The following is a 26893-nucleotide window of genomic DNA, read 5'->3' on the forward strand; positions in this document are numbered from 1 at the left end:
GTATAAATAAAATAGCTTAATTTATGGATTAGTATAAAAATATTTATAGTTTTGAGGTATGATAAATTTTGAATGGTACAGGACATTTAAAGCGATTTACAGAACGGGTACGCTGACAGGCGCAGCGCAGGAGCTGCTGATATCGCAGCCGAACGTGAGCCAGCATCTGTCGGCCCTGGAGGCTTATATCCGCCATCCGTTGTTTGAGCGTAAGCCGCGCCAGATGGTACCCACCGATTACGGTAAATTATTTTACACACAGATTGTGGAGGCGGTAGAGAAGCTGGAGAATGTGGAAGCGGACTTCCGCAGCATCTGTGAGCAGCAGATACCGCTGACCTGTGTAGGGGCGCCGAAGGAATTTTTTAATGCGGTGATGGCGGAGAAGGTTTCCAAAGCGCCGGGCAATCTCATTTTTGAGTTTGACCATACCAGGCAGCTGATGGAGAAAGTGGTACGGGGGGATATTTATTTCGCTGTTTCCACTTCTGCAGGCAACGAGCCGGGCATTGTATACGAGCCGGTACTGGATGAGAAATTTGTGCTGGTAGGTAGTCCCGACCTGGATACGGCTGCCCTGAAGCGGGCCATTAACAAGGGAGAGATGGACAAGGCGGAGCAATGGCTGAATGAGCAGACCTGGTTTGCCTATAGCAGCGACCTGTCTGTCATCCGGCGGTTCTGGCTGGAGAACTTCCGCAAGCGCCCTGCGATACGGCCGCGTTTTGTGATACCGGATTACAGCGGCATCCTGAAGGCGGTCAGCGCCGGCAGCGGGGTCGCCATTGCGGCGGATTACCTGGTGAAAGAGCTGGTGAAACAGAAAAAATTAAAGGAGATATGGGCAGGAGTGAAGCCCACCTGTAATACCCTGTACCTGGCTTATGATAAGGCGAAGGTGACTTCCGTACAGGTGAAGATGGTAAAAGCATTGCTGAAAGGATAGTTACCGCTGTTATAAAAACTAAGAAGCCGCGCTGCTGATGCAGACGCGGCTTTCCTGCCTATTATGATTAAAAGCGTGTCACTAGTGCCATACCCTGGTAGGTATGGAGGGTGTTCTCCGGAAGGAAAACGACTTTACCGTTTTTATTGAGTACCGAGTCAATGACAGACAGCGTTACATCTGCTCCGTCGGGCGTAACGCTGATAACGCCGTCTTTGATAATGCCCGGCTGGAAGTAAGTCTGCTCCAGGTAGAGGGTATCTGCCTGTCCGGCTTCTGCGGCGGTGTAGATGTCATTGAGGTCTGTCAGCAGTTTTTGGGCAGACTGTGCCCGGTCAATCGCATTCATAGCGGTTGTCTGCTGCTGCGCAATATATTGCCTGATAAGCGGGAAGGTAACGCCGGCGATTTCATGGTCGCTCGTATCGTCGAAGCTGCCCGGATGTGTGGCGATCACAATATTGCTGATATCCATGTTTTCCTGGTAGAAGGCGATGTTGCGCGTATCGCCCAGGAGTATTACCGGCAACGGATTTTCGCGGTAATAGGTTTTAAAGCGTTTGTCGGCGGTATTGAAAAACTCTTTCAGGAGATTATCGATAATGTCATCCTGCTGCAGTTTCATGGGATCGGTGGTGAAGTAACTGTTGAGATACGGGAAATCGTCATTCTTCACCTCCTTCACAATCTTATCGTTGAATGCCTCCAGCAGTCTGATTTTCTGCCGGGCTACCGTGATAATGTAATAATGTTCAGACTGTTGCTGTGCTTTGAGCAGCGGCCTGATTTCGAAGCGGTCCCCGATGACAACACGGTCCGTAGTTTCTACGGGCAGACGGCTGACCTGCAGGAAATCCTTAGCTGCAAATATGGCGAGAGTATCGAGATTGTAATCGTGATTGACCGTACTTTCTGCTTCTTTTATTTTCTCCAGCACAGGCCATACATCGCGTTTGTCATAGCGTGCATACAGGTCCTTCTCTGCCCGGGTAGCCAGTTTTTTCAAGTTGATACTATCCTGCCGGTTGTCCGGATGCGTTCTGTGGGTAGATAACAGAATTGTTACTGCGGGATCACCAACGTATTGGCTTAATGTAATCAATGCTTGTTCCATAGTATCCTTTTTTGCTGTTTAACAACCTTGCTGCATCAATGTTCGATGACAGCACAAAGATGCAGTGAAACGGTTATTCAGCCAATGACGGTTATCAGTCGGCCGCCTGATTATTATCAGCCTGTTCCCGTCCTTTCGGGGTGAGGTAAGGGTAGAAGAGGTTGCAGAATATGCGGGAGTAATGTCTGACGGCTTTTTTGCCTTTCAGGTTCAGTTTGATTTCATTGTGAGAGAGCCAGAAGTCGAGCATGATATACATCTGTGTGAGCAGTCCTTTCCAGATGTGGTCGGGGATATCCGTTCTGAAAACGTCCTGTTGCTGCAGGGAGTGGAAGAGGCGGAGCATCTGCTGCTGCCGGGGCTGATCCCAGCTGTTATAGGTGGTTTTGATGCCGGGCACGCGGCGGGTTACCTCGATAAACTGGAGGAAGATGAAGCGGTAGTGCCAGATGATGCCGAAGAACGCTTCTATTTCCGCACAGAAATCGGCGAAGGTGGTAGCGGTATGGGATTCCGCATGTTGAACATTGTTGTTGACGGCGCTGGTCAGTTCATCGAAGAGGGCCTGGATAATATCATTGCTGTTTTTGTAATGGTACTGGAGATTACCGTGGCTGATGTCCAGTTCTTTTGCGATGTGGCGGATGGTAATCACATCTATACCTTGTTCATTGAAGAGTTTCAGTGCTGCTGCCCGTATTTTGGCCTTGGTATCTGTCATTAGTACAAATGTACTATTTTCCTGTTTAATCAATATATGTTGTTTTTTTACCTAAAACAATGTTATTATTTTGATATAATATTACATAATTCACTAATTTTAGGATTGTTATCATTAATTTCATGATTGAACCGGTAGCCTGGTTTGAATCTTAAAACGGCTTTATCGCAACCTATCCTGACCTATGAGGCTTTTGTTATTTCTGTTTTTTGCCATGGTGCAGCTGTCTGTCTTTGGACAGGCGGGCAAGCCGCCGGCTAAAAAGGGGAACAGGGAAACGGAGTTCAGGATGAAGGAGGGGAGTTACCTGAGTTTTGCGCAGGTGAACCTGAGCCTGGGGGAGATAGGTTTTAAGGTGGAGGTAGCGTGCGAGCATAAGAAGAGCAACGCTAAGCTGGAGTTCAGGATAGATAAGCCCAAAGGGAAGATCATTGGTACGCTGGACATTCCCTATACCGGCGACAGCACCTATGCGTTGAAGCTGACCGGCAATCTGCGGCATGCAGAAGGGGTACATGATCTGTACCTGGTAGCGAAGGGAGGGATTGCGTTCAGCATCACCTCTTTTGCATTTATCTACAATTATTAGTATAGTCTTTCCCGTTAGTTTTAAAAAATGTTTGCAATTTATTTGGAAGAATGAAATGAGTGCTTATCTTTGCGCTCCCTGAAACACAAATCAGAGTTGCCCAGATGGCGAAATTGGTAGACGCACTGTGTTCAGGTCGCAGCGCCTGCAAGGGTGTGCTGGTTCGAATCCAGTTCTGGGCACGAAAAAGGGCTTGTAAGTACTGACTTGCAAGCCTTTTTTAATGCTGTTAAGTGTCATTTTTTACGCCTTTTACGTTTTCTCCCATATTATTGACACACAGGATTGCTGGAATACTACGGGTATATCGTTACCTCAAATACATTGAAAGACTCATCTCAGAAAAGTTTAAGAACCCATGTTTGATAGCTTTCAAAGTGTATGATTCTTGTCTGCAACCTTATTGTCCTTAGTAGGTGAATTTTAGTCCTGCTCAGGAGAATCGGCATTACTGCAAAATGAATTCGGTTTTAGCATTCTAATTTTGTAGTGGTAATATTTCCAGTTGCTATCTGCTGGCTAACGAACTCCTGTTTCCTAAGACTGAATAGTGGTATATGACATCTGACATAGATGGCAAAAAAAGCATCTTTCTCCTTTAGGCATCCGGTATGCCGGCCAATAGAAGCATTTGTGATGATATCGCGCGGGATAACTATAGTAGGTGATAATTATTCAGGATAAGAGCTTCATAAAGAAGTTGAATTGGTATTTAAAAGATGTAATTAAATAAAAATACTAATGAAGAATATTAAGCCTCTACTAAAGCTGGATTATAATTCCATAAAATTCCAAAAGGATCCTTTTCGCTATTATCGTATTATGCAGGAGAGATATCCCCTTTATTTTCATGAATCAACACAAATGTATATATTAACCCGATATGACGACGTTGAATTGGCCCTTAAGGATCCATTGTTCTCAACAGAAGATTATAGCAGGAAATGTGGTCATATGTTGAAGTTACTCCTATTACAAATGGAGGGGAAAAAGCATACAACTTACACTCGAATAATAAGTCCGTCTTTACATGGAAAGGAAATGATGGAGTTTGTTGTTCCTGTAATTATTAAAAATGTACAGGCATTAATCGAAACTTTAATAAATAAGTGTGAATTTGATTTTGTAGGCGATTTTGCCACGCAGCTTCCTATTAATGTTTTTGCAGAAATTACGGGGCTTGATAAAAGGGACCAGCTTTTATTCAAAAAATGGAGTAGAATTATTGTCAAGAATATGAGAAACTATTCTGATAATCCCGAAATCAGAGAGGAAGGAATAAATATGGTGATAGAGGCCAGGAGATACCTGTTTCCTTTGATAGAACATTACAGAATAAATCCTGTTAAAGGTCTTCTTTCTACTCTCTGTTTGGCAGAAGTAGATGGTGTAAAAATGCAAAATGAAGATATCTTCAGTTATTTCTTGGTACTATTAACAGCAGGGATAGATACTATTGAAAAAACCTTGATAAGCTTATTAAGAAATCTGATTGCTCATCCAACTGAATTAGCATTGGTAAGAAATAACAGAAATTTAGTTAACAATGCTATTGCTGAAACCCTGCGTTTAAGTTCTCCCTCACAAGTGGTGCAACGACGGACTGTGGAAGATTATTCAATTGCAGGAGGAGTAATTCCTGCGCATTCTGCAGTATTATGCATTATGGCGGCTGCCAACAGAGACCGTTCTAAATTCAGTTCCCCTGATATGTTTGATATCAGCAGGCCAGATCTGGATGTGGATAAAGCTTTCAAAGGCAATGCCAATCATCTTTCCTTTGGTGCCGGGCGTCATTTTTGCCTCGGTGCTTTACTGGCTAAAACGGAAGTTAACATTGCAACAAATATATTATTGGATCATTTTGCAGACATTAAATTTCTGAATAACCAAATACCTGAAGAAATAGGATTCAACACGCGTACATCACGTAGAATGGATGTAGTAACAAGCTCACCCATCAAAAATGTATTACCTTATACAACCTGGAATCATTAACATTTTTGGCGTGTCAGGGAATCATTAAAAAAATCAAACTAAATATAATTTTATATCGAGTATCGGTTGATGGCAGGAAAAACGCGATGGGGGGTAACTGTAGTAATCTCTCTACTGCAATTATAGAACATATCCGGCACAAGACGATAGCTAACGCAAATGAAATTGTTTATATAATAGATACATAAAGTAGCGTGGGATCGTATATATAGCATTAATGGCGGAGGTTGCAAAATTATGATCAATTTGGCTTCTATATCGGTCGGTAGTGTAACAATTGGAGGATAGGATCAAAATGATAATAAGTGAGTAGACTTGTTATTATAGTTGTGGATGCTAAAATATGAACCATACTATTTACGGTTTTTTATTTTGAAGAAGTCTGATAACAGGTCTTTAAGCCTGTTCCCTCGGAGTTGTTACCCCACCAGTAAAATCCGCGTCAACACTGCTACATCCGGCATTTGAAATTTATCTTTGAACATCAGTTTAAAGCCTGCCAGTCCCTGTGTGGCCGCAACAAAGGCGGCCGCCAGTTCAAACGGATTTCCCTTTACGCATTCGCCGCTTTGCTGGCCTTCTTCAACAATAACCGCCAGGTTGGCGATAGATTGCAGTTTTCGCTTCATCAGCTGCCGGTCTTCTGTTTTATTGCCGGTTTCGAATAACTGCGATATCAGGATAAAATAATAGATGCCTGCATCTTTCTGCACGCCGTACATGAAGGCCGCAAGAAACTGTGTGATTTTTTCTCCGGCAGAGATCTCCTGGGATTGCAGGTGGTCGAAAAGGGCCTGCGATTTATCCATCGCTTCGTTGGCCAGCTGCAGGTACAATTCCTCTTTGGAGCTGTAGTAGTGATACATTAAGCCCAGACTGATGCCGGTGTGCGCGGCTATCTCCTTGATATTGGTGGCAGCCAGGCCTTTCCTCGCAAAAAGCTCCAGTCCCGATTTTTTTAACCGGGCAATGGTCTGCTGTCTCATTTCTTCAAATTGTTCCTTTTGCTTGGGCATAGGGTTATTGTTGAAATTTTTTTCAATAATAATTTTTTTTATTCAGAAAATAAAATCACTTTTGTTTTATGATTGAAAAATAATTCAATTAAAAAACCCTTGCTATGATGACAACAGCATTTACCTATTCCAGCATACAGTCGGCAGACGGCACCACCATTGGATTTCAGCAAACCGGCGCAGGTCCGGGACTGATGATTGTACCGGGCGTACTCTGTACTTCTGCCGATTATACTGCCATAGCCGGCATATTAGCAGCTGCCTTTACAGTGTATATCATTGATCGCCGCGGACGCCGCGGCAGCGGTGCGCAGGGAAGCGCCTATAGTATGCAGAAAGAATGCGATGATGTGAAAGCCGTACAGGAGGCCACAGGAGCCACCTATATATTCGGGCATAGCTTCGGCGGACTCGTCACTCTGGAAACTGCTGCCAGGTATACCTCCTTCAAAGGAATAGTGTTGTACGAACCCGGCGTAGCAGCAGAGGATAACCCCGCAGTATGGGAATGGATCAGTACTTATGAAAAGGCTTTGAAGAATAATCAGCCCAGACAGGCTTTCACCGCTTTTGTACAAGGCGCGGGCCATACGCCGCTGAGTAAGATGCCCCGCTGGCTGGCAGGTTTTATTCTCCGCATCATGATAAGAGGCGCACACTGGCAGGAGAAAGTCGCCATGCTGGAAACTAACCTGAACGAACATAAAGAAACCCTGAAGTTACGCGGTAGCTATCAGCATTACCAGGCAATTACAGGCAGGGTGCTGTTGCTGGCGGGAGATAAGAGCCCGGCGTTTGTACATCGCACTAACCAGGTACTGGCCGATACCATCTCCGGTGCTCAGCAGACAACGCTCTCCGGTTTAAGTCATTTATCACCGGAGAATAAAGAAGCGCCGCAGGATATCGCCGGGGAAATTATCCGTTTTCTTTCCTGCTGATATATCTTCTCAACGGGACCCTCCACTGTAGCGGGTCCCGTTGTTTTTACCTGGCTTGAAGGCGTGTTGGTTACGGTTTTAATATTACAGCTGCTGGTAGCCCGCTGCCATTCCCTGATATCTCTCCAGGAACTGCCGGCAATGCGTCAAAATTGCGTCCGGACTCAGCTCCATCTCTTTAACAGAAAACGATTCGCGCTCTTTTTGATTTTTACGGGTAATAAGCAGTGTTTCCTGCCTGGCTATATATGTTCCGCCGGCGCCATCGCTTCCATTATCCTTTTCTTCGTAGTGCGTAAATAAATCGAATGCCGCTATTTGCTCCCAGGGAATCAGGAGGTCATGGGCAGAAAAGCGTTTCTGCAGTATCGCTAAACTACTGTATATGCCACTGCTGGCAGATAGCATTATTCCATTGGAAGATAATATAATGGCTGGCTTTAAAGGCATCACAGATACAAGGAATCCTATTATGGAAGGCATCCATAATAACAGCATGACAGTACCAAATATCCAGGTAGTTTCACTGCTGTGGGAACGAATGATGGCATACAAAAACAGCATGTTTACCAGAGAGGATATTATTAACCATCCGATACAGACATTGATAAAATTGTCTTTTGACCTTTTGATAATGAGCGTATTCATCTGAATAAATAATAATGTGCTGCTGATGAAACTACAAACGCTCCTGCATTTTCACCCGCTTCCACCGGGCATATGCCTTATAGAAAAATACACCGCCGGCCAACAATAGTAAGGCAAGTATTCCCCATTTGCCCGTCAGTTTATATAGCAGCTGCTGGAGATCGTTCATTTCGATGATGCCGCCGGCTGCCTCCCATTGTTGTATCCTGATAAACTGATAAACGCCGGCGCCTGCAAAAAACAACCCGAGAATTCCATTAAGGATGATCTTGAAATAAGGGGTTGTTCTATTACCTTCAAATATATGATCTTCCCCAGAATGTTTATCGTTTTTGTCTGTCTCCGTTTTCATCTTTTGGGTAGTTTATTTCCGGTAAATCATCTGCACATTCCCCACACGACTGTTATCGGGCGCAGTAATGCGCAGGTTCTTATAGTCGGCCAGGGAAAACGATGTCTCGTGGCCAGGTTTAAAATCTGCCTCCGCCACCGGTACCTCACCGGCGTTAGCCGGTACATCAATGCTTTTATCTGATACTATGGCCTTTATCACTCCGGCTGCCGTATTGATGTCCGCTATTCTGAACAGCGCCTGTTTGTGATCGTTGAAAAGATATACCAGCACCAGGTCACCGGTCCGGGGACCCGCCGCAAACTGACCGGATTGCCGCACCTGTTCTTCCCGGCTGATGCCGGTTCCGGCTTTTTGCTTCGGTGCAATACGGTGATAGATAAATAAGCCCGCAAACAATAGGAAAACACCTCCGAAAAACAGGATATTCAGCCAGATCAGGAATTTCCCGAACTTCCCTGTTTTAAAAGATGTTTTCACCGTTATCTGTTTCTTCTCTGCTTTGTAAAAGGAGTCCAGTTCTTTATCCCAGCGCACAACCGGTACGTCCTGCTGACAACCGTTACAACTGGCGGCAGCAGATATTTTTTTGGTATCCCTTACCCATCCTGCTTCCAGCTGCAACTGATAGAAGGTCATCTCCATCTTTCCCCTGGCCTTGCACAATGGACACTGGATATCGGGCACAGGAATGGTTTTAAGGAAGAGATGATTTTTGTTTATTCTTACAATCGTTATCATAGTACGCAAAATTTAGGGGAATGCCGGACACAGGAGATGATGGGTAGCGCCAGCTGTATATGTTTATGCGATGGTTTGCCAGGCAACATTGCCCGATACAAAATTGCAGGGATCCCCCTTGATTTCCAAGCAATGCTATACTACAAAGTGTCTACCGGCAGGGGCAAAGCGTCTACAATGCGACTACATCTGCCGGAAGGGATATGTCGGCGGTTGCATGGAGAGCGCCGGTCACACAATATTTCAGAGAGAGGAGAATGTATCGGAATAAAGTATTGGCAGACAATGGTTCCATTTGCCGGTGACAAAACAGGCTGCTTTTTGCCAAAGATTACCTAATTTTAAAACACAAAAGTCCTACAACGCTGATCTGCTGATAAAAAGCATAGCAATACCCCGGAAGCTCACCAACAACAATTAATCCCCAGAAAAATGAAAACGCGCTCAACTCTTACATTATTAGCCGTCTGCCTCTTTGCGCCGGTTATATTCTCCGCCTGCAGCAAAAGCAGTACTCCTGCACCCGGTCCGGGAACAGGCACTGGACCCGGCCCCGGTACGGGACCAGCAAAACTTCAGTTCAAGGGCACCGCCCAGCTTTCCCAGGCCAGGATAGGGCTCATGGCGGCTGCTGCCGGAACCCGGTTCCTGTTTGCAGGAGGCCGTCCCGGCCTTGCCAACTCTGACGTAGTGGATATTTATGATGCCTCCGGCAACACCTGGTCAGCTGCCCGCCTTAAAGACACCAGGGAAGAACATGCCGTCGTTGCTGCGGGCAATAAAATTCTTGTTGCCGGCGGCTCTGCCTTCTACAGTGGAAAAAATGTAATTGCCGGGGTGGAAATTTACGATGTAACCACCAGCGCATGGACATTTGAACAGCTGCGTGTACCCATCAGAAACCTGTCTGCCGCAGGAATACAGAATAAGATTTTTATTGCGGGAGGCGCAGTGCTGGATAAGGATAGCGGCTGTTGCGTGGTAACAAAAGAAGTGAATATATATGATGTCTCCACCGGCAAATGGTCCTATGAAGTACTGAGTGAAGCCCGGCGGGATATTGGCATCGGCGCCGCAGGAAGTAAGGTGGTATTTGCAGGAGGGCAGGGGCACTCCAACGTATCAGGAGGATATTTCGCAGATAAGGTAGATATCTACGACCTCGCTGCTAAAACATGGTCAACCGCGAGGCTGAGTGAAGCCAGGGAGCACCTGAAGGCTGTTGCCGCCGGGAACTTTATTTTTTTTATCGGAGGCAGAATATCTAATTTCTCCGGTACCCCCTGGTCAAAGAAAATCGATGTATACGAGGTTACCACCAATAAGTGGTCAACGTTAGAGATGAGTGAGGACCGGGAGGATTTTGCCGTGGCAGCTATCGGTGATAAAATAGTTATTGCCGGGGGCTACTCCAACGCAAAAGCCGCTTATCTGAAATCTGTGGAAGTATACGATATTCCATCCGGTAAATGGGAGAAGCTGGAGCTCAGCATAGCCCGGAGTAAGCTGGCCGCCGCTGCTGCAGGGAAGAAACTGCTGATTGGCGGAGGCTTTGAAGAGCTGGCAGGGTTTTCTAAAACGGTGGATATATTTGAGCTGTCGCAATAAACGATACACTGTTTTAATATAGTCTTTCCCGTTAGTTTTAAAAAATGTTTACAATTTATTTGGAAGAATGAAATGAGTGCTTATCTTTGCGCTCCCTGAAACACAAATCAGAGTTGCCCAGATGGCGAAATTGGTAGACGCACTGTGTTCAGGTCGCAGCGCCTGCAAGGGTGTGCTGGTTCGAATCCAGTTCTGGGCACTAAAGTGGACAAATCGAAACTCATCTCGGTTTGTCCATTTTTATTTTCAGTAAAACTCGCGTCCAGCGCATACATTAGCTTAACGGCTTCGTTAAGTCGGGCGGTTCGATAATTGATTCCGTTAAAAATGAGTTTTACGGGAAAAATCGAACCACACTTCCTTTTACAATTGAATTATTCTCTCACGACATTAACTTCCGATTAACGCTTATCATTTTTTCTTTATTTAATTTTCAGATTATTCATTTAATGTGATTTGGTATTCCCAAATATTGGAATGCTAATAAAGTATAGCATAATGGCAAAAGGGAAAAGCACAATATCAATCGAACAATCGTTGTTCAATGAGCTTTCGCAGCTTATTGAGCAAAGCCAGCGGCAAGTATTTTCACATGCTAACAGCACGCTTACTGTACTTTTCTGGAAAATTGGTCATCGCATTAACGATGAAGTCTTTAAAAATAAGCGGGCAGAGTACGCAAAACAAATTGTGTCGACACTGTCGACACAATTAAAAAGGCAATATGGGAAAAACTTCGAGATAAGGAATTTAAGGAGAATGGCAATCGGCTTACAACCTGTATTTTTATACTCCTCGCTCCATATATTCTGCCCTTTTTTTTGTTTGCAGAAAAAAATAATAGTCACTTCAGACTGCTTCTGATTATCTGTTACTATTTTGCTGAAAAATGCATCCTGCATATATATCAGGAAAGATCAGACGGATGTCATCAAACTAAAAAGTATAAACAGGTATGAATTATAAAAAGTATCTAAGTACTCAGCATAAAAAGACAGCGATAAATCTTAGCAGCAGACTAAAAAGTAATGATTTCGGTTTTTTTTATACCTGCGTGAACGAATTTCTCGGGAATGACAAAGATGAATTTGTGCAGGCATTTACCGAATTCGGAATGCAGTTTGAAAATAAATACAGTGTACAGGATATCCTGCAAAAAATATTTTATGCAAGGGCGGAAAACGGTATAGTTGAATTCAGCCAGACACCGGATGCCGGTCACTTCAAAGCCATACTGGATGCTTACTACTGGCTTAACCTGGCTTTTGTGAAAAGCTATCAGGAAGAACAGGAGTTAAAGGGAGAGTTTTTTCAGGATGTGGTATTTGCGTCGTTATTAGCCTATTGTTTCTATCCGCAGGCATTAGCAAAAACAGTAAATTACCTGGAAGCTGAATACAAGGAATCCTTTAAGGCCGAATCCGACCGGAAAGCGCCTGAACAAAGAAAGTACGATAGATATTATGGGTATGGAGATATATTTCAATTGTTAAAAGTATTAGTTTCGGATAACCATAAGGGGGCCTTCCTGGAAATGATTTCCGGTACTGTTGAAACGCATTACGAATTTGCTATCCGGAATTTTCTGAGTGAAGATCCCGGTGTTGTAAATGAAGTGCTGGAAAAGCTGGCACAGTTTCATGTTAAGAACAAAGGAGAATCATATCTGGATACATTGAATCATGATTGCTGGAAAGTCTTTCCGTTGGAAATGATGGGTGTTGTTATCTGCCGGCAGCGGAAAGGGCTGTCCAACGCAGGTGTCAGCCATCCGCTGATAGCTGCCTTTCTGCCATTTGTTTTTGAAACGGAATCGCTTCCGGCAGATGAGTTAACCAGAAAACTGGAACTTAAAATAATCTGATGAGATAAATTTACTTTCAAAAAATGAATGAATCCTGAAGAAATGAACAGAAAGATAATCAACGAATTTAACAGGCAGATGAATGCAGCCAAAAATGAAGGCGTAAGTGAAAATGAAATTAATCAGTATTATGAGCTGATAAGAGAAAGTATTCAGGATGATATTAAAGCTGGTTTCGGCGGAACAATAGCCCGTAATCTTACGTTAGGTATCGGCGTACATGGCGGTGCATATCCCAGGCACCTGATTTTAAACGGTCAAAAGAAAGGTTGGAAGTACATAACCCGTTATCTGTTGTGGCAGCAGCATATTTTAGAAAAACTGTTTAATGAAAAGGAAGTTACTTCCAGATCTGTTGGCTGTATCATCGGGTTGTCAGCATTGTGGGGTATGAAAGAGCTGGCCGGGCTTTCAAGGTCTTATTTTGAGCTTTTATTTGAGGAAGACAAAGAGAAATACAGACAGAAGGAAACCTATCATTTATTTATGGCGATGTTATATGACTTATACGGGACTAAAGAGATAAAACAGGAATTATATACCACCCTGCCGGAGAATAGTGTTTATAAAAGGTTCCTTGACCATTGGGATACAACAGATCAGAAGCTGTTAGAAGATTTACTTTTTGAAATCTGTGATTTTCATATTTACAGCGCTTTAGATCTAAAAGATAAATTTTCTGAAATTTTATCGCTGGATTATATACCCGCAGAAATCAGACTGATTAAGAAAATCAGGCGAGAAAAACAACTGCCTGATGTTCAGATTTATCATCCTTTGCTGGAAACTCCGCTGGCAGATATTCCTGAAAACAAATATGACTGGAATTTGTCTGAAGATGAAATATATCAGTTTTTAGTAACGCGGGAAAAATAACAGGGTTGCTTTTGGAGGAAACATCGTTTTCCGGAGCAGATAGCTTTTCCGGCACTGAATTTATACTGGTTTCTGTGTATTGTGCAGTTTTCTTTTCCTGGGTAAATTGCTGTCTAAATCCATTTTTATGAAAAAGAGAACGTTGAAACCCAAATTGTCCCTGACAAAAAAAACAATCAAGGTCTTAAATCCGGCGTATGCCAATCAGGTTAAAGGGGAGGGCTCCTGGCCATCTGTCTGTTTCCTCGTAAGTTGCCTGACCTGTCACCAGGTTTAGAAGCGCCATTATGCTGCACCCAAAAGGACAAACCGGAAGCATTTCCCAGTTTGTCCTTTTTCGTATCCGCTTACCTTACTGTGGCGTATCTGTCAGTGCCTGCATAAAGTCAATAATTTTATCTGTTTCTTCCTGTGTCAGCTGCAGCTGATCTGCAGGCAATGTCTGATTATCTGTTTTAAATCCCAGACCTGTTCCTCCGCCTTTATTATAAAACGTCATCACCTGCTGCAACGTTTGATAACCGCCATGGTGCATATAGGGCGCTGTTTGGGCAATATTGCGCAGGGTAGGAGTTTTAAAGGCATTTTGCAGCTGTGGAATGGTACCATGTAAATATCCGCGTCCCCGGTCAGTATCCGGCTTTTTGTTGGTGAAGTCAGTGGCAACTCCCAGTACTTCTGCTTCCGTTTTGGTAAAGTCAGGCGGCACGGTACCGTTAAATAAGGGAATAAAATGACAGGTGGCGCATTTTCCCTTGCCGGTAAAGAGATTAAAGCCCTGCTGCTGGCTGGCGGTCATCGCTGTTTTTTCTCCGCGCATGTACCTGTCAAAACCGGAGGAAAATACAGACAGTGAACGGATATACGCGGCTAATACATTCTGTAATTGCCAGGTGGCAATAGTATCGGTTTTATATATTTTTTTAAACAGACTTTTATAGGCGATATCTGCATTCAGCTTCTGGCTGATATCGGCCAGCGATCCATGCATTTCCTGCTTATTGGTGATCACATCTTCTGCCTGTGTTTCAAGATCGGGCCGGCGCATATCCCAGAACTGTCCGTGCTGAAAATTTGAATAATTTAAACTCGGTGTATTCCGGGACAGAGAGCCACCTGCTATAGCTGTGGCGGTTTTCAGGCCATCGGTGAAGGCCCGTTCTGACTGATGGCAGGTAGCGCAGGAGCGGCTTCCGTTACCTGAAAGTACGGGATTGGAAAACAGCATTTTTCCCAACGCCGCTTTGTCGGCAGACTGTTTATATTCACTTCCCGGTACAAATGCATCCGGATTGAATGCATCGGCGGAAAACAATGTTGGTGCATTGTCTCTTATCGCTTTTGTAACTGCTACTGCCGGTATATTTTCTGCTATCCGCAGGAGGTACAGTTCTTCGGATATCCGGTTGGCATGGCTGGTAATAAAGTCCAGATAATTGAAATGATTACGGTCGCCCGCCGCTACCAGCACCGTTCTGGCTGCGGTAATTTTTGTCAGCAGTGTATCTGCTTTATCCTGATACTGCAGTTGCGGTTTTAACCGGTCTAATATTCCGGCAATGCCTTCCAGCGCCCAGGCGGATTCTGTCAGGCCGGTGCCGGATACGGGCGTATCAAAGCCGGTAATACCCAGTGTGATGATCCTGAAAACCTGTGAGCGTAACGCATCCATTATCTGCGGCAGGGAAATGGTGTTGGCTTCAAAGTAAGTCCGGATAGCCAGGCTTTTATTGGACAGTTTTTTAATCATACGCAGCATCTCTGCAGTGCGGGAGGTATCTGGTACGGGATACAGGTATTCTTCCAGTACCTGCAGACCTTCTGCTTCCAGAATGGTATTTTCTTCTGCTTCGATTTCATCCAGTGCCGGACCATTAGTGAAACGGGTGGTTTCCGGCATGTAATAGGCAACGGCCCATTCCATTTTTTTATAGTTGTGCCGCAGCGCTGCAAATGCATGTTGTACCTGCTCTTGACCCGCACGGCCGCGGATCAGGTCCGACATAACCTCCAGCTGTCTGGCAAAAAGCGCATTTTCATCGAGAATATATTGCCGGATATTATCTGTAGTACTGGTTTTAACGGGAGCGTGACAATTGATCAGAACAATGGCGGATAACGTGATCGATACAACGAAGATGGCTTTTTTCAACGTATACTTTTTTGACAATTCAAAACAAAAAAGCGCCGGTAACAGTTATTACCGGCGCTACATAAGAAGGGAAAATTATTTCTGAACATTCCTGATAATAACTACCTGACCACCCTCTTTATTGGTATTTACGCCGGCTCCGTCAGCATTGACGAATTTGTCGCTTTGCCATGTATGAGAGTGAATATTCACGGTAAAAGTATTGGGTACGCCAATGATGTCAGAGATATCATTCATAGCGCCATATTCCCAGGAACCAAATTTCAGCAGCTGGCCGCTTTGGTTATAGGCCGTCTGCCACGCTGCATCGTTCCTGTTATGCTTCATGTTTAACCATGGCTTGTACGCTTTTGTAGCGATGTCCAGCTGCCAGATGTAAGAATCGTGTTTGGCGGCAGGGTAGTAAGAGTCCCCGTCTTCCTGGATGTATACATAATTCTCCGTTACGCAAAGGTTATCGGGGTTAATGAGATTGTTACCCGGATCAGAGTCGCCTTCTGCTACTACTTCCAGTTTACCGGTAAGCATATTGTCTGCATTCAGTACCAGTTTATAAACGCGTCCCCACATGGTCAGGCCTGCTTTGGGGTTGGTACCGTCGGAAGATTCACCGGTGGCGGTAAAGTAAATTTCCCTGCCTTTACCCGCGCCTTTACGGTAGTCAACATCTTCTACCCTTGAAAAGCGGATAGCTTTGTTATCCAGGTTTTTCTGATTGATTTCCTTTCCGGTACTTTTTACGGCGTTGGTAATTTCTACAAATGATACATCGTAAGATGCTCCTTTAACCATATTGGTTTCAACGTAATCGTCATCTTTCCGTTTTAATGCATACAGTTTTCCGCCATCGAGATCACCTACCTTGTCGGCCACATACATAATGAGCTGTCCTGCTGACTGGTGGTTGGTGCTGTAGGACTGGTCTTCTCCGATAACAATATATGTTTTACCGTTGGAAACATCTGATGGCAAAGGTACGGCATTCTCCATGGATGCTTTACCCAGCGCCGGTTTTACACGGTCTTTGGATGATTTTTCAGAAGCAGGGGCAAGCGGGTCAATGGCATGTACCATACTTTCTTCGCCGGATTCGCCGGCAGTAAGGAAGTACGAGAAACCATGCGTTTTCTTGTTAGCCAGTGTAGCTGAGCATAAGCGGGTGATGCCACCGATGCCGTCAACAATATACTCACCTCTTACAGGCTTGAAGGTTTTGTCGAGAAATACTCTCGATACAGACTGCGTAATTTCATGATTGGTAATCATCACGTATCCGTCAGTATTTTCCTCTTTCATAAATCCAGCGCCATCCGGTTGCCCTGCAAAAACGAAGTCAGGGGTGCCGCTCAGCTTGTCAGAACTGGAAATGAGTGTAGTGATGTTCATGTTCTCGAAGCCCGGCATGGCATATACGAATGCGGGTTCTTTGGACAGATTCCCGAATACAATGTTGCCGTTTGGTTTTTCTTCGGGGGTTTCTACATTTTTATTTTGGCAGCTGGTAAACGCAAGCCCAGTTGCGAGGCATGCAATAGTGATCTTCCTTTTCATACAGATTTGATAATTAAGTTTAGCCATGGCAAAAAAAGACTCATATTGTTATCATGATATTACCGAAACATTATTTGTACATTAATTCTGCGATATAATTTTCCCTAAAACCTGCAGTATCTTATCATAGGCTTTTCTTTATTGAGGTGGCTGTCTATCTTGGGAAAATGGATACCACTGTTATGAAAAACAATCCGTTAGCATCTAAGCAGCATTTTGAGGTACTGGATGGTTTAAGAGGCATTGCCGCCCTGGCTATTGTTGTGTTTCACCTGTATGAGTTTATTTCTCCCGACTATACGAAAAGTCCGGTAGGCCATGGTTACCTGGCGGTGGACTTCTTTTTCTGTCTGTCCGGATTTGTGATCGGCTATGCTTATGATGAGCGGGCGTTGCAACTGGGGTTAAAAACATTTTTCCTTAATCGTTTCATACGCCTGCATCCGATGGTAATATGGGGCAGTGTGGCCGGCCTGCTCGGGTATATACTGGATCCGTACATCGGAGCGGCTTCTGTTGCAGCTGCCGGCGCCGGCAAAATCGTGCTGGCTTTTATCTGCTCGCTGGCAATGTTGCCTTTTCCGTGGCTGCCCGGACGGGGCAACGGGCTGTTCCCTTATAATACGCCCGCCTGGTCCTTGCTGATGGAGTATATCATCAATATTGTCTACGGCCTGGTACTGCTGCGTTTGCCCAAACGCTGGCTGCCTGTGTTGTTAGGAGTGTCTGCAGTATGGATTGCGGCCGTTGCCCGGCATCGCGGCTGGATCATCACGGGCTGGGACGCACCCACTTTTACAGATGGGTTTGCGCGGGTATTTTTTTCTTTCCTGGCCGGACTAACTGTCTACCGTTTCAACCTGATAATCCGGAACCGTTTGCCCTTCCTGCTATTGGGGGCTTTGTTGGTGGGAGTATTTATGTTCCCGCATTTTACCAATGACTGGATAACAGAGTTGATCCTGGTAATGCTGGTATTTCCCCTGTTGTTATCACTGGGGGCGGGCGCTGTGGCGCATGGGTGGATACGCCGCTGCTGTAACTTCACCGGCCGGTTGTCTTATCCGCTGTACATGACACATATATGGGCCATATGGCTTTTCGGCAATTATCTTACTGCAGAAAAACCGGGTCCGGTTGAAATGTACGCGGTGGCAGCTGTTGTATTTGCCGGATGCGTGCTGCTCGCCTATGCTGTACTCCGCTGGTATGATGAGCCGGTGAGGAAGTGGCTGACAAAGGCTGTCAGGCGCTGATGGTTTCTTCGTCCGGCAGCTAGCCTTCCCGGAATTGTGTGGGGGTAATACCTGACTGGGCTTTAAAGAAATTGGAAAAATAGGCATGGTCAACAAAGCCGAGTTCGAATGCAATTTCTTTGATGGATAGATCGGTAGTCTGCAACAGCCGTTTGGCTTCCAGCAGTACGCGCTGCTGTATCAGCCTGGTGGCGGATACATGCAGGTGATTCTTACAGAGAATATTCAGGTAGTTGGCAGAGATATGCAGTTTGGCTGCATAGAATCCCACCAGTTTTTCCTGCTTGTAATATTTATCAATCAGCATATTGAATTTTGCAAGCCTCGGATTGGATTGAAATACTTTCAGGTCCGTAAAAATATTCTCCGCTTCCTTGCTCACAATGGCGGCTATGACAGCGGCCCTTGCACTGATGACCTCCTGTACGGAGTCCGGTGAATTCAGCTCATCCCTGATAGCATCAAATTCATATTTCAGCAGTTTGAAATTATCATTGGTGAGCGGAATCACCGGATGGTTCATATAATTCGAAAACGAGAAACGGAAGAAGGAGGCAAAGCGTTCGAAGAATTGCTGCTGTATCATCAGCTGGTAGCCGGTCGTATCAGGCTGTATACTCCAGGTATGCACCTGTCCGGGAAACAGTACATGCACCTGTTTGTTCCCGATCGGGTAGTCATGAAAGTCGATATTATGAACCCCTTTGGCCGATTCAAACAGATTGATGATGAAAAAATCATGTTTGTGCGGCCGGTCGATATGCCGTTCACCATGCAGTTCATTGAAGAGAAATTCCTCCCTGCCTGCCAGCTGGCCTTTCCTGAATTCCTGGAGGCCTAAGACTGGGATGTAACCTGTATCATCATAAATCTTCATATCAGCAGATTAAGTTGGGAATTCAGCGTCTAAAATATGGAAATTTATGGCAAAAAAAATGGATTAGCGCCTGGAAACATGCAGGGCCAATCCATTTGTATCATATTAATACGACTGTTATTTTTTAGGTTCAGCGTGGGTAGTAGGAGTATGGATAATATCGAAGTACACCGTTTTGTTGTTGTTGTCAGGATAAATGCGGTAAGTGAACTCCTGTCTGGTCAGCACGGTGATATCCACCACGCGGGTAAACAATACTGCACCGGCATCGTTTTTCGCAACGATGGTACGGGTTTTACCATCGGCGGAAACGGTCCAGTCACCGTGCATTTTAGGTGAATCGTCCAGGTTGTACATGGTGAAGGTGCCATCCGCCCTGAAATAGGCGAAGCCTACAAAGTTGGCTACATTGGCATCTTTCAGCGCCACGTTTTCCCCTTTGTTATTTTTGGCGTTGGTAGTTTCCCAGGGTGTAACGGCAAGTGTTTCAGCCGGCGTCAGTTGTTTCGGTTCAGGATTGTCGTCTTTATCCTTACTGCAGCTGAAGAGAATGGTGCTGCATACTGCCAGCAAAAGCAGCGTGGTGACTTTTTTCAGATTCTTCATACAAATGAAATTTTAAGCACAACAAAGGTATCTGCCCCCTGTATCTTCCCGTTGCGGTTTTCATCCCAAGGCTTGAAAGATTTATAACGGGGCAGATGACCATATTTTATCAGAAAACAATATTGCCTTTATGTACCAGTGATTTCACCGGCGAAACCCTGGCTACTGCTTCTGCAGAGCAGGAGGCTTCCAGGAATACCAGGTCGGCATCGTTGCCGGCAGCGGGCCATTGCTGGTTTCCTTTATCATCCAACGGAAGTATGTACCTGGTGGCAAAGCCCAGTGTTCTTGACAGCGCCCATTCTGAGCTGTAGCCATACAGGCCGGCGATGAGTTTCGCTTTCTGCAGCATGTGACCCGGCCCGAAAGTGTTCCAGTGATCCTGGATGTTATCATTACCCACCAGCACCTCTACGCCATGTTTTCTCAGCAGCGGCACAGGCATAATGGTTTTACCGAAAGGGATGGAAGAAACAATGCCGACACCTGCTTCCGCCAGGCGTGCAGCTATGTGCTCTGTTTCCTGCGCTGAAAGATGCGCCAGCGCAAAAGCATGACTCACAAAGGTTTTCCCGCGAAGGGCCGGAACTTCAGTCGCCCTGTTAATCAGGTATTCAATTGTTTTGATACCGCTTTCTCCTGTTTCATGCAGGTGAATATCAATACCCTTATTGTTATCGATGGCCAGCTGCGTAATCAGGTCCATGGGCTTTTCTATGCTGCCGTCGATAGACCAGGGATCTACTCCGCCAATGAAATCGATGTTCATTTTGGCTACATCCTTCAGCAGCGGAGCGGTGTTGGTGTAAAATATACCGTGCTGGGGAAAAGCCTCCAGCTCTGTGCCTGCGGTTTTTTCCTTGTTTTTCAGCGCTGTTTCCAGGTGCTTTAAGGAATCAAAACCGGAAGTGGGATCGATGTTGAAATGAGAGCGGATGTAATGCGTACCGTTTGACTGCAGCAGCTCAATGAGTTTCTCTGCGCGTTCCACAGCTGTTTTCAGCCATACGGGAATCATCTGCTGTTCATAGGCAATCTGATCCTTCACCGTTTTTCTTTTTGATGAAACTGCCTGCCATGGAAGGCCATAGAGCATTTTGTCCAGATGTGCATGCATGTCTTTGAATGCCGGCAGCATCAGCCAGCCTTTGGCATCAATGGCATCCCTGCCCGGATCGTTGGGCGTGATGGCCTTAACCTTCCCGTCAGCTGTTTCAACACAGAAAAGCGCGGTCCTTGTTTTTACAACCTCATCCCCGTCATATTCAAAACCTGTTTCCAGCAATACATTCTTGAACGTATGACTGCCGTTTACTACTTTATCCATTGGTGCTGTTTTTTAATCTGTATTACTACGGCAAAGTAAGCGGTAAATATCTCCGGAACTTTGTGCTATCTATACGGATACTTGAAAGATTTATAACTCCCCTGCGTATTAGTGATAAATCTTTCAAGGCATATCATGAATCTTACACAGAACAGGAGAGCAGGAAGATTATTTTTGTAGAAAAATGACTGGGACTATGAATAAAGCGGAAATATCCCGTAAGGAATTTATAAGAATGTCTGGCCTGGGGCTGGCAGGAATGGCTTTCGCAAGCGGCCTGCTATCTTCTGCAGAAGCATTTGCCGGCGATACGGCCAATAAAGGCGGGAAAGGCTACCTGTTAAAGAATGTACGGCTGGAAACCGGTTTTGTGTATGAAGAAGGAGAGGTGGTGCACACCAAAACCGAATTGTTCTGTATTGCTATCAAAGACGGAAAAATAAAAAGTATCTCCGCCAATAAACCAAACGCCGCAGATGCTATTGATGCAAAAGGCTGGCTGATGCTGCCTTCCTTCCGGGACATGCACATCCACCTGGATAAAACCTTCTATGGCGGCCCATGGCAGGCAACCAGGAGGGGGCCGGGAGGTGTTAAGGGAATGATTGCGCTGGAACAGAAGATTCTGCCGGAAATGCTGAAGACCTCCACCCACCGGGCAGAAAAACTGATTGAATTGCTGCAGTCCAAAGGCAGCAACTTCGCCAGAAGCCATGTCAATATTGAACCCACTTCAAAACTGCAGTCGCTCACTAACCTCCAGAAAGCGCTGGAAAACAGGAAGAACACTTTTGGTGCAGAGCTGGTTGCCTTCCCGCAGCATGGGGTATTTTATACCGACTCCGTTCCCTGGCTGAAAGAGGCGGCAAAGATGGACATCGATTTCATCGGCGGCCTCGATCCTTACAGCATCGACGGCGCGATAGAGAAAACAATAGATTTCACTGTACAGCTGGCGCTGGATCATAAAAAAGGAATCGACATACACCTGCATGAGTCAGGAGAGTCCGGATTAAAAACAGTAGAATACCTGATTAAGAAGGTAAACGAGAACCCGGCGCTGAAGCACAAAACATTTTTAAGCCACTGTTTTGTACTGGGCCGGATCGATAAGGTAAAACAGGAGGAGATAGCGGAACAGCTGGGCGCCGCAGGCATAGGCATTGTTTCTACCATCCCGTTCGGAGGGCTTATCATGCCTATACCATTGCTTTACAAGCACCAGGTAAATGTGATGACAGGCAACGACAGCATCATTGACCACTGGAGCACATTCGGCTCCGGCAGCGTACTGGAAAAGGCCAATACCATGGCCCAGCTGTACGGTTACTCTACCGAGTTCCTGCTGTCAAGAAGCCTGAAACTCGCCACCGGCAATATACTCCCGCTGGATGACAAAGGTGTGCAGCAATGGCCCAAAGCCGGCGATACAGCCGACCTGGTGCTGATAGATGCCAGCTGCTCTGCAGAGGCCGTGTCGAGGATTTCGCCTGTAAGATCACTGATAACGAAGGGAGAGATTGTGTATTAAAGGAAGCAATTACGAATTGCGAATTACGAATTACGAATGAGGAGCGAAGCGCTGATCGTAGATTAACGGGAATAATTTTTAAATATCCCCGTTAATCTACGATCAGCGCTTCGCTCCTCATTCGTAATTTTTAAAGCTTATTGCGTAACAGGTTGCTGGTACTGATAGCTGAACTGTTTCAGAATCTTATTATCCTTATCTCTGATTACTTTAAGTCTTCCGTGCATATCATATTCATAATAGGTAGTGATATTGCTGGAATTGGTTTCACTTGTCATGCCTACAAGAGGTCTGTAGGTATAGGTGTTGATCAGATTAGTGCTTCCGCTCAGCCCTGATCTTAACTTGTTCAGTTCATTTCTAAGCTGCTGGTCATTTGCAGGGCGCTGAACAATGGTAGTATCTATCAATGGGAAGATGGTAGCATTGTCTGCCCCTGTAATTTTAGCTACAATGTATTGTGAGCCGTATCCCCATATTAATGAAGTTATAATGCCATCCTTTCCCTGAAATTGCGTTACATTACCATCAGCATCATATTTCTGAAATACGATTTCGGTATCTGATACCGCATTAAAGGTGGATGTTTCCACTGAAGATATCAATGGTTGATTTAAGAATGATTTATAATTGCTTCTGGTAGTTTTCAGAAGCTTAGTATTCCTGTAAACCGTGGTCAGTATAACGGGATCCGTGAAATTCCACTTCACCATAGAGTCATATACCGGCTGCTGCTTATAGTCCGTAACATATTTAAACATGGAAGTAATGGTGTCTCCGGTGCTATTGCGGAATTTAGTTGTTGCCGGACGTAATTCGTTTTGCAGATTGTATTGGTAGGATTTTAAAGTGATAATTGAATCTCCGGTTGAACTGTAGGTTGTTTTCTTTTCAGTTTTTACTGTTTTAATATAATCCTCTACGGAATAAAAAAACGGACTAAGGCCCAGATTTAGAGCTTCAGGGGCTGAAGGGTCCAGTAATACGTTATTGTCCCAGTCAAAATACATGGATACGGCGCTTTTTCCACGGATCTTCTCTATGAAATTATAGTCATACTCGTTTTTCTCCTGCAGCACATTCTTGTTATTGTAGACTGACATCAGTTGCAGAGAGCCTCTTTTCCATGAATTATCCCTGGTGATTCTGGACCGGCCTTTCTTTCCCCCAAAGTTCAATTGTAAATATTTGTCAAAGTATCCATCATCTAATCCTGAGGAATAATAAAATTCTTTCCTGGAACTATCGGAAAATAATTCACGGACGTGATAATACCCGACAACGCTCCCATTGATGTTGCCTTTGGGGATAGCCGCACCATAATCTGCATTCACAAAGTAAAATCCTTCCTGATAGGATGCTGTGAACGGCGTGGTAGTTGACTTGGGAACGCCGATATAGGCGGTGTTATAGACGTTGCCTGCCGGAGATTCGAGGACGCCGGTAGAAATACCTTTGTTGTCATACCGATAAGTTGTTTTCATTTTCTTATCAGCTATATTGTCTTTATATGTCAGTGATTTTATCCTTAATCCGCCAACATAATAGTTGGATGCACTATCCTGGTAGTTAAATTTCGCTTCCATTCTGGATACGGCGGTCAGAAAATGGCCATTCAGAATAGCTTCTATTTTATATCTTCCCTGGGGTAAAGAAAGAATTACAGTGTCTCTTTTGGTTTTCTGTGCCCGAAGCCTCATATAATCTGCCGCGCTGTTACTGAAACCACTCAAAAGCACATCCATGACATTTGCCTTAATCAGATCAAATACCCGGGTAACATTATTAAATTTATAGAGATTGATTTCAGCAGTTTTATCAATGCCATATTCACTCTGGTAGGAAAAGTATTTCAGGTAGTTTTCAAAACTCAGTCCTGGCTGCACTCCGTATATATTGAAAAATTTTACCGTCTGATCATCATGCAGCACAAAATCAATATCCGTTGTGTTAAAAGGTATCTGATAGGTTTCGTCCACATCGCCGGTTAGCGCTGTAAGTTGTCTGTTAGCTGTGTTTCCCATGGTAATCAGACTGTATTCATCTGACTGAGGTACGCCGTTTGTACTAAGGCCGAAGGATGTCTGGGCGTAGTTATTTCCTTCATACTCAAACGATACTTCTCCGCCACCTGGATAAATTATCTGGTTAAGCGTACCAATGGATGCAAATTTATAGTCAACATTACGTTGGGCGCCTCCGCATAAATTTTCATTGGGGGTGGACAGGCCGCAGATAAAATCGTACTGAGGTTGCAAATCAGTATTGCCATCTTCCCCGTTATAATATCCCCATAAATCTACGCCTTTGCTATCGATCCGCGGCAGTGTTTTACCCCACTGGTCCTCCTTATAATTGAATTTATACGTCTGATCATTTACCTGCAATGATTTCAGCATTAATCTTCTGCTGAGTACATCTGCAGATACTTTGTTGAAGTAATCGTAGTTAAAAACAGTTCTCTGAACAACTTCGCTTTTGTTTTTTATCACTATACTGTCCAGCTTATTCTTATACTGATCTGTTCTGCTGAAGCTGCTATAGAATATTACTTCTCCCTGTCCGTTCAGTAATATCTTATCCAGTACCGGAATCTCTGACCTGTCTTTGGTGGTTGCTTTAAATTGTAATGTCGGCGGCAGTGTATAGGGCCGGGTCCCTGCACCCAGGTGGAAGGAGAAGTCCCCGATAAATACCTTTGATCCTATAATATCCGGATTTTGTTTAAAAAGATAAGCAGAGTCATACAGCTGCGTATCACGGTAGCGCTTATAGACAAAATCCAGCTGCGTACGTGTGAACGGGTGATACACCTTTGTAAGATACCAGTTGTCATAGGTATTTACAATCGGCATTCCATTCGGAGAAGGCTCTCCCGGTCTGTTTATATGAAACGTGGTTTCCGGCTCTGTAAACGAATAACTGATACCCTTTGTATCAGTAATGATGAAGGCCCTGTTTTTGAATTCAATTTTGAGGTCTGTGTAGGGCACAGGCAGTATGCTGCCATCGTTGGTAAAAATGAACCTGCCGCTTTGGCCCATGAAGTTATAATAGTAAACGTCATACTCTGTATCTCTCAGCCAGGACTTATTGACAGTGGTATATTCTGATTGCAGGGCGGGGGAGGTGTGTTGTAACAGAGAATATTCCGAGCTGCTGAATTCCTGTTTGGCACCGATCTGGCTTGCCCGTACCAACCTGCTTCTCAATAAGGAATCACTGTACACCGTGTTTTGAAAGAAATCTGGGTATCCGCGGGTTACTCGTGTAATAGATCCTCCTGCTGAAAGTGTCCAGCCCAGGCCAGTCCATCCGGCTACTTCCCTTGCCGGAATTCCTCCGGCATGATAGTTTAACTGAATCGGGAGGGTTAAGTCCCTCAGCTTTAATTCATTTATAGGAACGTTGATATCAGGTACGCCGGTATAATAGCTTACAGGAACTTCTGAATACCGGAAAAGTGAATTTACATCGGGTGATTTCGTCTGTGCTCCAATCTGATTCATAAATCCAACCTGGGCGCTCAAATGTAAATGACATGTCAGTCCGCAAATCAGGAGGAACAGGTGTAAAGGGAAAATATTTCTTTTCATGTTTTTCGGGATAATTATAAAGAGCAAGCTCCTTCCTGGAACTTCGGAAATAGCATTAATCATACCTGACAGCTGTCAGCATTGTATTGGTCATGCATGATAAATGGCGGGAGGCATGTATCATATATATACCGGAATAACAGGTGTCGTGACAGGATCAGTGTTACAGTTGCTGATAAATATTTCATGTTGTTAGTCAAGGTATAGCATAATTAATCAGCTGGTTTGCTGGAAACAAAAATATGATGGTGTGAAAAATCGTAACAGATTTGAACAGTAACAGTATTAACAGGTGGAAGTGCCCGGCTAAAGATGTATGCATCAAAAGTTAGTATCGTTTCAGTGATTACTTTTGGGGCTAAAGTACATCCTTAAAATCATATTTTCAAATAGCTTACCGGCATCTGTCCTGATGTGACACCTGAAAGGTTTGCTGTTTTCTGCAAATGAAAAGTTTCGGGCAGAATAAAAAAAATGATACTGGTTTTTTGTTTGTATCTTAACGAAATTTGAAATAACACTGGCTATACCTGGTATGAAACGTTTGTTAGTATGGCAGGTGCTCTGTATAAACGTTGTATTT

The 26893-nt window shown here is 44.6% G+C and carries 23 protein-coding genes and 2 tRNA genes; 13 read left to right on the top strand and 12 right to left on the bottom strand.

From position 1 onward, the window contains the following. Nucleotides 1–58 precede the first annotated feature (58 nt). Entirely contained in the window at nt 59–946 is an 888-nt protein-coding gene (locus GWG06_RS00810; RefSeq protein ID WP_127033892.1) for a LysR family transcriptional regulator, read from the top strand. Between the two features lie 67 nt (nt 947–1013). Here GWG06_RS00810 and GWG06_RS00815 read toward each other — a convergent pair whose 3' ends face one another. Further along, the gene (locus GWG06_RS00815; protein WP_160710830.1) at nt 1014–2060 is read right to left on the bottom strand and encodes a baeRF3 domain-containing protein; all 1047 of its coding nucleotides are present in this window, start codon (nt 2058–2060) and stop codon (nt 1014–1016) included. A 94-nt stretch (nt 2061–2154) separates the two neighbouring features. Continuing rightward, nucleotides 2155–2781 (bottom strand): TetR/AcrR family transcriptional regulator, encoded by a 627-nt coding sequence (locus GWG06_RS00820; RefSeq protein WP_160710831.1) that lies wholly within the window; start codon nt 2779–2781, stop codon nt 2155–2157. A 184-nt stretch (nt 2782–2965) separates the two neighbouring features. On the opposite strand from GWG06_RS00820, the gene GWG06_RS00825 reads away from it, so the two are divergent. The 3 genes from GWG06_RS00825 to GWG06_RS00835 all read left to right on the top strand — a co-directional run bounded on the left by GWG06_RS00825 (nt 2966) and on the right by GWG06_RS00835 (nt 5368). Beyond that, complete coding sequence (locus tag GWG06_RS00825) at nt 2966–3370, top strand: carbohydrate-binding protein (RefSeq protein WP_127033900.1); 405 nt, start codon at nt 2966–2968, stop codon at nt 3368–3370. 98 nt (nt 3371–3468) lie between these two features. Then, nucleotides 3469–3552: transfer RNA gene (locus GWG06_RS00830), tRNA-Leu, on the top strand. Nucleotides 3553–4111: 559 nt separating this feature from the next. Then, nucleotides 4112–5368: a cytochrome P450 gene (locus tag GWG06_RS00835; protein WP_160710832.1), complete on the top strand. Its 1257-nt coding sequence runs from the start codon at nt 4112–4114 to the stop codon at nt 5366–5368. A 419-nt stretch (nt 5369–5787) separates the two neighbouring features. Here the strand turns inward: GWG06_RS00835 and GWG06_RS00840 are convergent, their stop codons facing one another. Then, nucleotides 5788–6384 carry a TetR/AcrR family transcriptional regulator gene (locus tag GWG06_RS00840; protein ID WP_160710833.1) on the bottom strand — a complete coding sequence of 199 codons (597 nt, stop codon included), beginning with the start codon at nt 6382–6384 and terminating at the stop codon, nt 5788–5790. Between the two features lie 104 nt (nt 6385–6488). Here GWG06_RS00840 and GWG06_RS00845 point away from each other — a divergent pair, with 104 nt between their 5' ends. Next, nucleotides 6489–7325, top strand: coding sequence for an alpha/beta fold hydrolase (locus GWG06_RS00845; protein ID WP_160710834.1), 837 nt, complete (start codon nt 6489–6491; stop codon nt 7323–7325). 84 nt (nt 7326–7409) lie between these two features. On the opposite strand, the gene GWG06_RS00850 is transcribed toward GWG06_RS00845, so the two are convergent. From GWG06_RS00850 to GWG06_RS00860, 3 genes are all read right to left on the bottom strand, one after another. Then, entirely contained in the window at nt 7410–7880 is a 471-nt protein-coding gene (locus GWG06_RS00850) for a hypothetical protein (RefSeq protein ID WP_235938067.1), read from the bottom strand. A gap of 124 nt (nt 7881–8004) precedes the next feature. Beyond that, nucleotides 8005–8325, bottom strand: a complete 321-nt coding sequence (locus GWG06_RS00855) for a hypothetical protein (RefSeq protein WP_160710836.1) — start codon at nt 8323–8325, stop codon at nt 8005–8007. A 12-nt stretch (nt 8326–8337) separates the two neighbouring features. Next, nucleotides 8338–9066, bottom strand: coding sequence for a hypothetical protein (locus GWG06_RS00860; RefSeq protein WP_160710837.1), 729 nt, complete (start codon nt 9064–9066; stop codon nt 8338–8340). 432 nt (nt 9067–9498) lie between these two features. On the opposite strand from GWG06_RS00860, the gene GWG06_RS00865 reads away from it, so the two are divergent. The 6 genes from GWG06_RS00865 to GWG06_RS30780 all read left to right on the top strand — a co-directional run bounded on the left by GWG06_RS00865 (nt 9499) and on the right by GWG06_RS30780 (nt 13691). Next, nucleotides 9499–10674 (top strand): Kelch repeat-containing protein, encoded by a 1176-nt coding sequence (locus GWG06_RS00865; protein WP_160710838.1) that lies wholly within the window; start codon nt 9499–9501, stop codon nt 10672–10674. A gap of 115 nt (nt 10675–10789) precedes the next feature. Continuing rightward, nucleotides 10790–10873 (top strand) — tRNA-Leu (locus GWG06_RS00870). 299 nt (nt 10874–11172) lie between these two features. Further along, nucleotides 11173–11538 (top strand): DUF1016 N-terminal domain-containing protein, encoded by a 366-nt coding sequence (locus tag GWG06_RS30775; RefSeq protein WP_160710839.1) that lies wholly within the window; start codon nt 11173–11175, stop codon nt 11536–11538. A 190-nt stretch (nt 11539–11728) separates the two neighbouring features. Further along, nucleotides 11729–12538, top strand: a complete 810-nt coding sequence (locus GWG06_RS00880; protein ID WP_160710840.1) for a hypothetical protein — start codon at nt 11729–11731, stop codon at nt 12536–12538. Between the two features lie 42 nt (nt 12539–12580). After that, nucleotides 12581–13414 (top strand): hypothetical protein, encoded by an 834-nt coding sequence (locus GWG06_RS00885; RefSeq protein ID WP_235938069.1) that lies wholly within the window; start codon nt 12581–12583, stop codon nt 13412–13414. A gap of 127 nt (nt 13415–13541) precedes the next feature. Further along, a complete protein-coding gene (locus GWG06_RS30780; protein WP_202182916.1) occupies nt 13542–13691 on the top strand; it encodes a class I lanthipeptide in 150 nt (49 codons plus the stop codon). A 75-nt stretch (nt 13692–13766) separates the two neighbouring features. Here the strand turns inward: GWG06_RS30780 and GWG06_RS00890 are convergent, their stop codons facing one another. Then, complete coding sequence (locus GWG06_RS00890; protein WP_160710842.1) at nt 13767–15566, bottom strand: cytochrome c peroxidase; 1800 nt, start codon at nt 15564–15566, stop codon at nt 13767–13769. Between the two features lie 75 nt (nt 15567–15641). Further along, nucleotides 15642–17117: an alkaline phosphatase PhoX gene (locus GWG06_RS00895; protein WP_160710843.1), complete on the bottom strand. Its 1476-nt coding sequence runs from the start codon at nt 17115–17117 to the stop codon at nt 15642–15644. A 167-nt stretch (nt 17118–17284) separates the two neighbouring features. Between GWG06_RS00895 and GWG06_RS00900 the strand changes: the two genes are divergently transcribed. Then, nucleotides 17285–18373 (top strand): acyltransferase family protein, encoded by a 1089-nt coding sequence (locus GWG06_RS00900; RefSeq protein ID WP_160710844.1) that lies wholly within the window; start codon nt 17285–17287, stop codon nt 18371–18373. 19 nt (nt 18374–18392) lie between these two features. Here the strand turns inward: GWG06_RS00900 and GWG06_RS00905 are convergent, their stop codons facing one another. From GWG06_RS00905 to GWG06_RS00915, 3 genes are all read right to left on the bottom strand, one after another. Continuing rightward, nucleotides 18393–19250, bottom strand: coding sequence for an AraC family transcriptional regulator (locus tag GWG06_RS00905; RefSeq protein WP_160710845.1), 858 nt, complete (start codon nt 19248–19250; stop codon nt 18393–18395). Nucleotides 19251–19367: 117 nt separating this feature from the next. After that, a complete protein-coding gene (locus GWG06_RS00910) occupies nt 19368–19856 on the bottom strand; it encodes a DUF4822 domain-containing protein (RefSeq protein ID WP_127033930.1) in 489 nt (162 codons plus the stop codon). A 109-nt stretch (nt 19857–19965) separates the two neighbouring features. Further along, a complete protein-coding gene (locus GWG06_RS00915) occupies nt 19966–21183 on the bottom strand; it encodes an amidohydrolase (protein ID WP_160710846.1) in 1218 nt (405 codons plus the stop codon). 196 nt (nt 21184–21379) lie between these two features. On the opposite strand from GWG06_RS00915, the gene GWG06_RS00920 reads away from it, so the two are divergent. Next, nucleotides 21380–22714, top strand: a complete 1335-nt coding sequence (locus GWG06_RS00920) for an amidohydrolase (RefSeq protein ID WP_160710847.1) — start codon at nt 21380–21382, stop codon at nt 22712–22714. 137 nt (nt 22715–22851) lie between these two features. Here GWG06_RS00920 and GWG06_RS00925 read toward each other — a convergent pair whose 3' ends face one another. Then, complete coding sequence (locus tag GWG06_RS00925; RefSeq protein ID WP_160710848.1) at nt 22852–26223, bottom strand: hypothetical protein; 3372 nt, start codon at nt 26221–26223, stop codon at nt 22852–22854. Nucleotides 26224–26893: the final 670 nt, after the last annotated feature.

The sequence above is a fragment of the Chitinophaga solisilvae genome, assembly GCF_009928525.1.
In the GTDB taxonomy this organism is placed as follows: domain Bacteria; phylum Bacteroidota; class Bacteroidia; order Chitinophagales; family Chitinophagaceae; genus Chitinophaga; species Chitinophaga solisilvae.

What these genes read in the sequence shown, in the direction of transcription:
- GWG06_RS00810 (WP_127033892.1), top strand. Translation starts at nt 59, where the DNA reads ATGATAAATTTTGAATGGTACAGGACATTTAAAGCGATTTACAGAACG.
- GWG06_RS00815 (WP_160710830.1), bottom strand. Translation starts at nt 2,060, where the DNA reads ATGGAACAAGCATTGATTACATTAAGCCAATACGTTGGTGATCCCGCA.
- GWG06_RS00820 (WP_160710831.1), bottom strand. Translation starts at nt 2,781, where the DNA reads ATGACAGATACCAAGGCCAAAATACGGGCAGCAGCACTGAAACTCTTC.
- GWG06_RS00825 (WP_127033900.1), top strand. Translation starts at nt 2,966, where the DNA reads ATGAGGCTTTTGTTATTTCTGTTTTTTGCCATGGTGCAGCTGTCTGTC.
- GWG06_RS00835 (WP_160710832.1), top strand. Translation starts at nt 4,112, where the DNA reads ATGAAGAATATTAAGCCTCTACTAAAGCTGGATTATAATTCCATAAAA.
- GWG06_RS00840 (WP_160710833.1), bottom strand. Translation starts at nt 6,384, where the DNA reads ATGCCCAAGCAAAAGGAACAATTTGAAGAAATGAGACAGCAGACCATT.
- GWG06_RS00845 (WP_160710834.1), top strand. Translation starts at nt 6,489, where the DNA reads ATGATGACAACAGCATTTACCTATTCCAGCATACAGTCGGCAGACGGC.
- GWG06_RS00855 (WP_160710836.1), bottom strand. Translation starts at nt 8,325, where the DNA reads ATGAAAACGGAGACAGACAAAAACGATAAACATTCTGGGGAAGATCAT.
- GWG06_RS00860 (WP_160710837.1), bottom strand. Translation starts at nt 9,066, where the DNA reads ATGATAACGATTGTAAGAATAAACAAAAATCATCTCTTCCTTAAAACC.
- GWG06_RS00865 (WP_160710838.1), top strand. Translation starts at nt 9,499, where the DNA reads ATGAAAACGCGCTCAACTCTTACATTATTAGCCGTCTGCCTCTTTGCG.
- GWG06_RS30775 (WP_160710839.1), top strand. Translation starts at nt 11,173, where the DNA reads ATGGCAAAAGGGAAAAGCACAATATCAATCGAACAATCGTTGTTCAAT.
- GWG06_RS00885 (WP_235938069.1), top strand. Translation starts at nt 12,581, where the DNA reads ATGAACAGAAAGATAATCAACGAATTTAACAGGCAGATGAATGCAGCC.
- GWG06_RS30780 (WP_202182916.1), top strand. Translation starts at nt 13,542, where the DNA reads ATGAAAAAGAGAACGTTGAAACCCAAATTGTCCCTGACAAAAAAAACA.
- GWG06_RS00895 (WP_160710843.1), bottom strand. Translation starts at nt 17,117, where the DNA reads ATGAAAAGGAAGATCACTATTGCATGCCTCGCAACTGGGCTTGCGTTT.
- GWG06_RS00900 (WP_160710844.1), top strand. Translation starts at nt 17,285, where the DNA reads ATGGATACCACTGTTATGAAAAACAATCCGTTAGCATCTAAGCAGCAT.
- GWG06_RS00905 (WP_160710845.1), bottom strand. Translation starts at nt 19,250, where the DNA reads ATGAAGATTTATGATGATACAGGTTACATCCCAGTCTTAGGCCTCCAG.
- GWG06_RS00910 (WP_127033930.1), bottom strand. Translation starts at nt 19,856, where the DNA reads ATGAAGAATCTGAAAAAAGTCACCACGCTGCTTTTGCTGGCAGTATGC.
- GWG06_RS00915 (WP_160710846.1), bottom strand. Translation starts at nt 21,183, where the DNA reads ATGGATAAAGTAGTAAACGGCAGTCATACGTTCAAGAATGTATTGCTG.
- GWG06_RS00920 (WP_160710847.1), top strand. Translation starts at nt 21,380, where the DNA reads ATGAATAAAGCGGAAATATCCCGTAAGGAATTTATAAGAATGTCTGGC.
- GWG06_RS00925 (WP_160710848.1), bottom strand. Translation starts at nt 26,223, where the DNA reads ATGAATCAGATTGGAGCACAGACGAAATCACCCGATGTAAATTCACTT.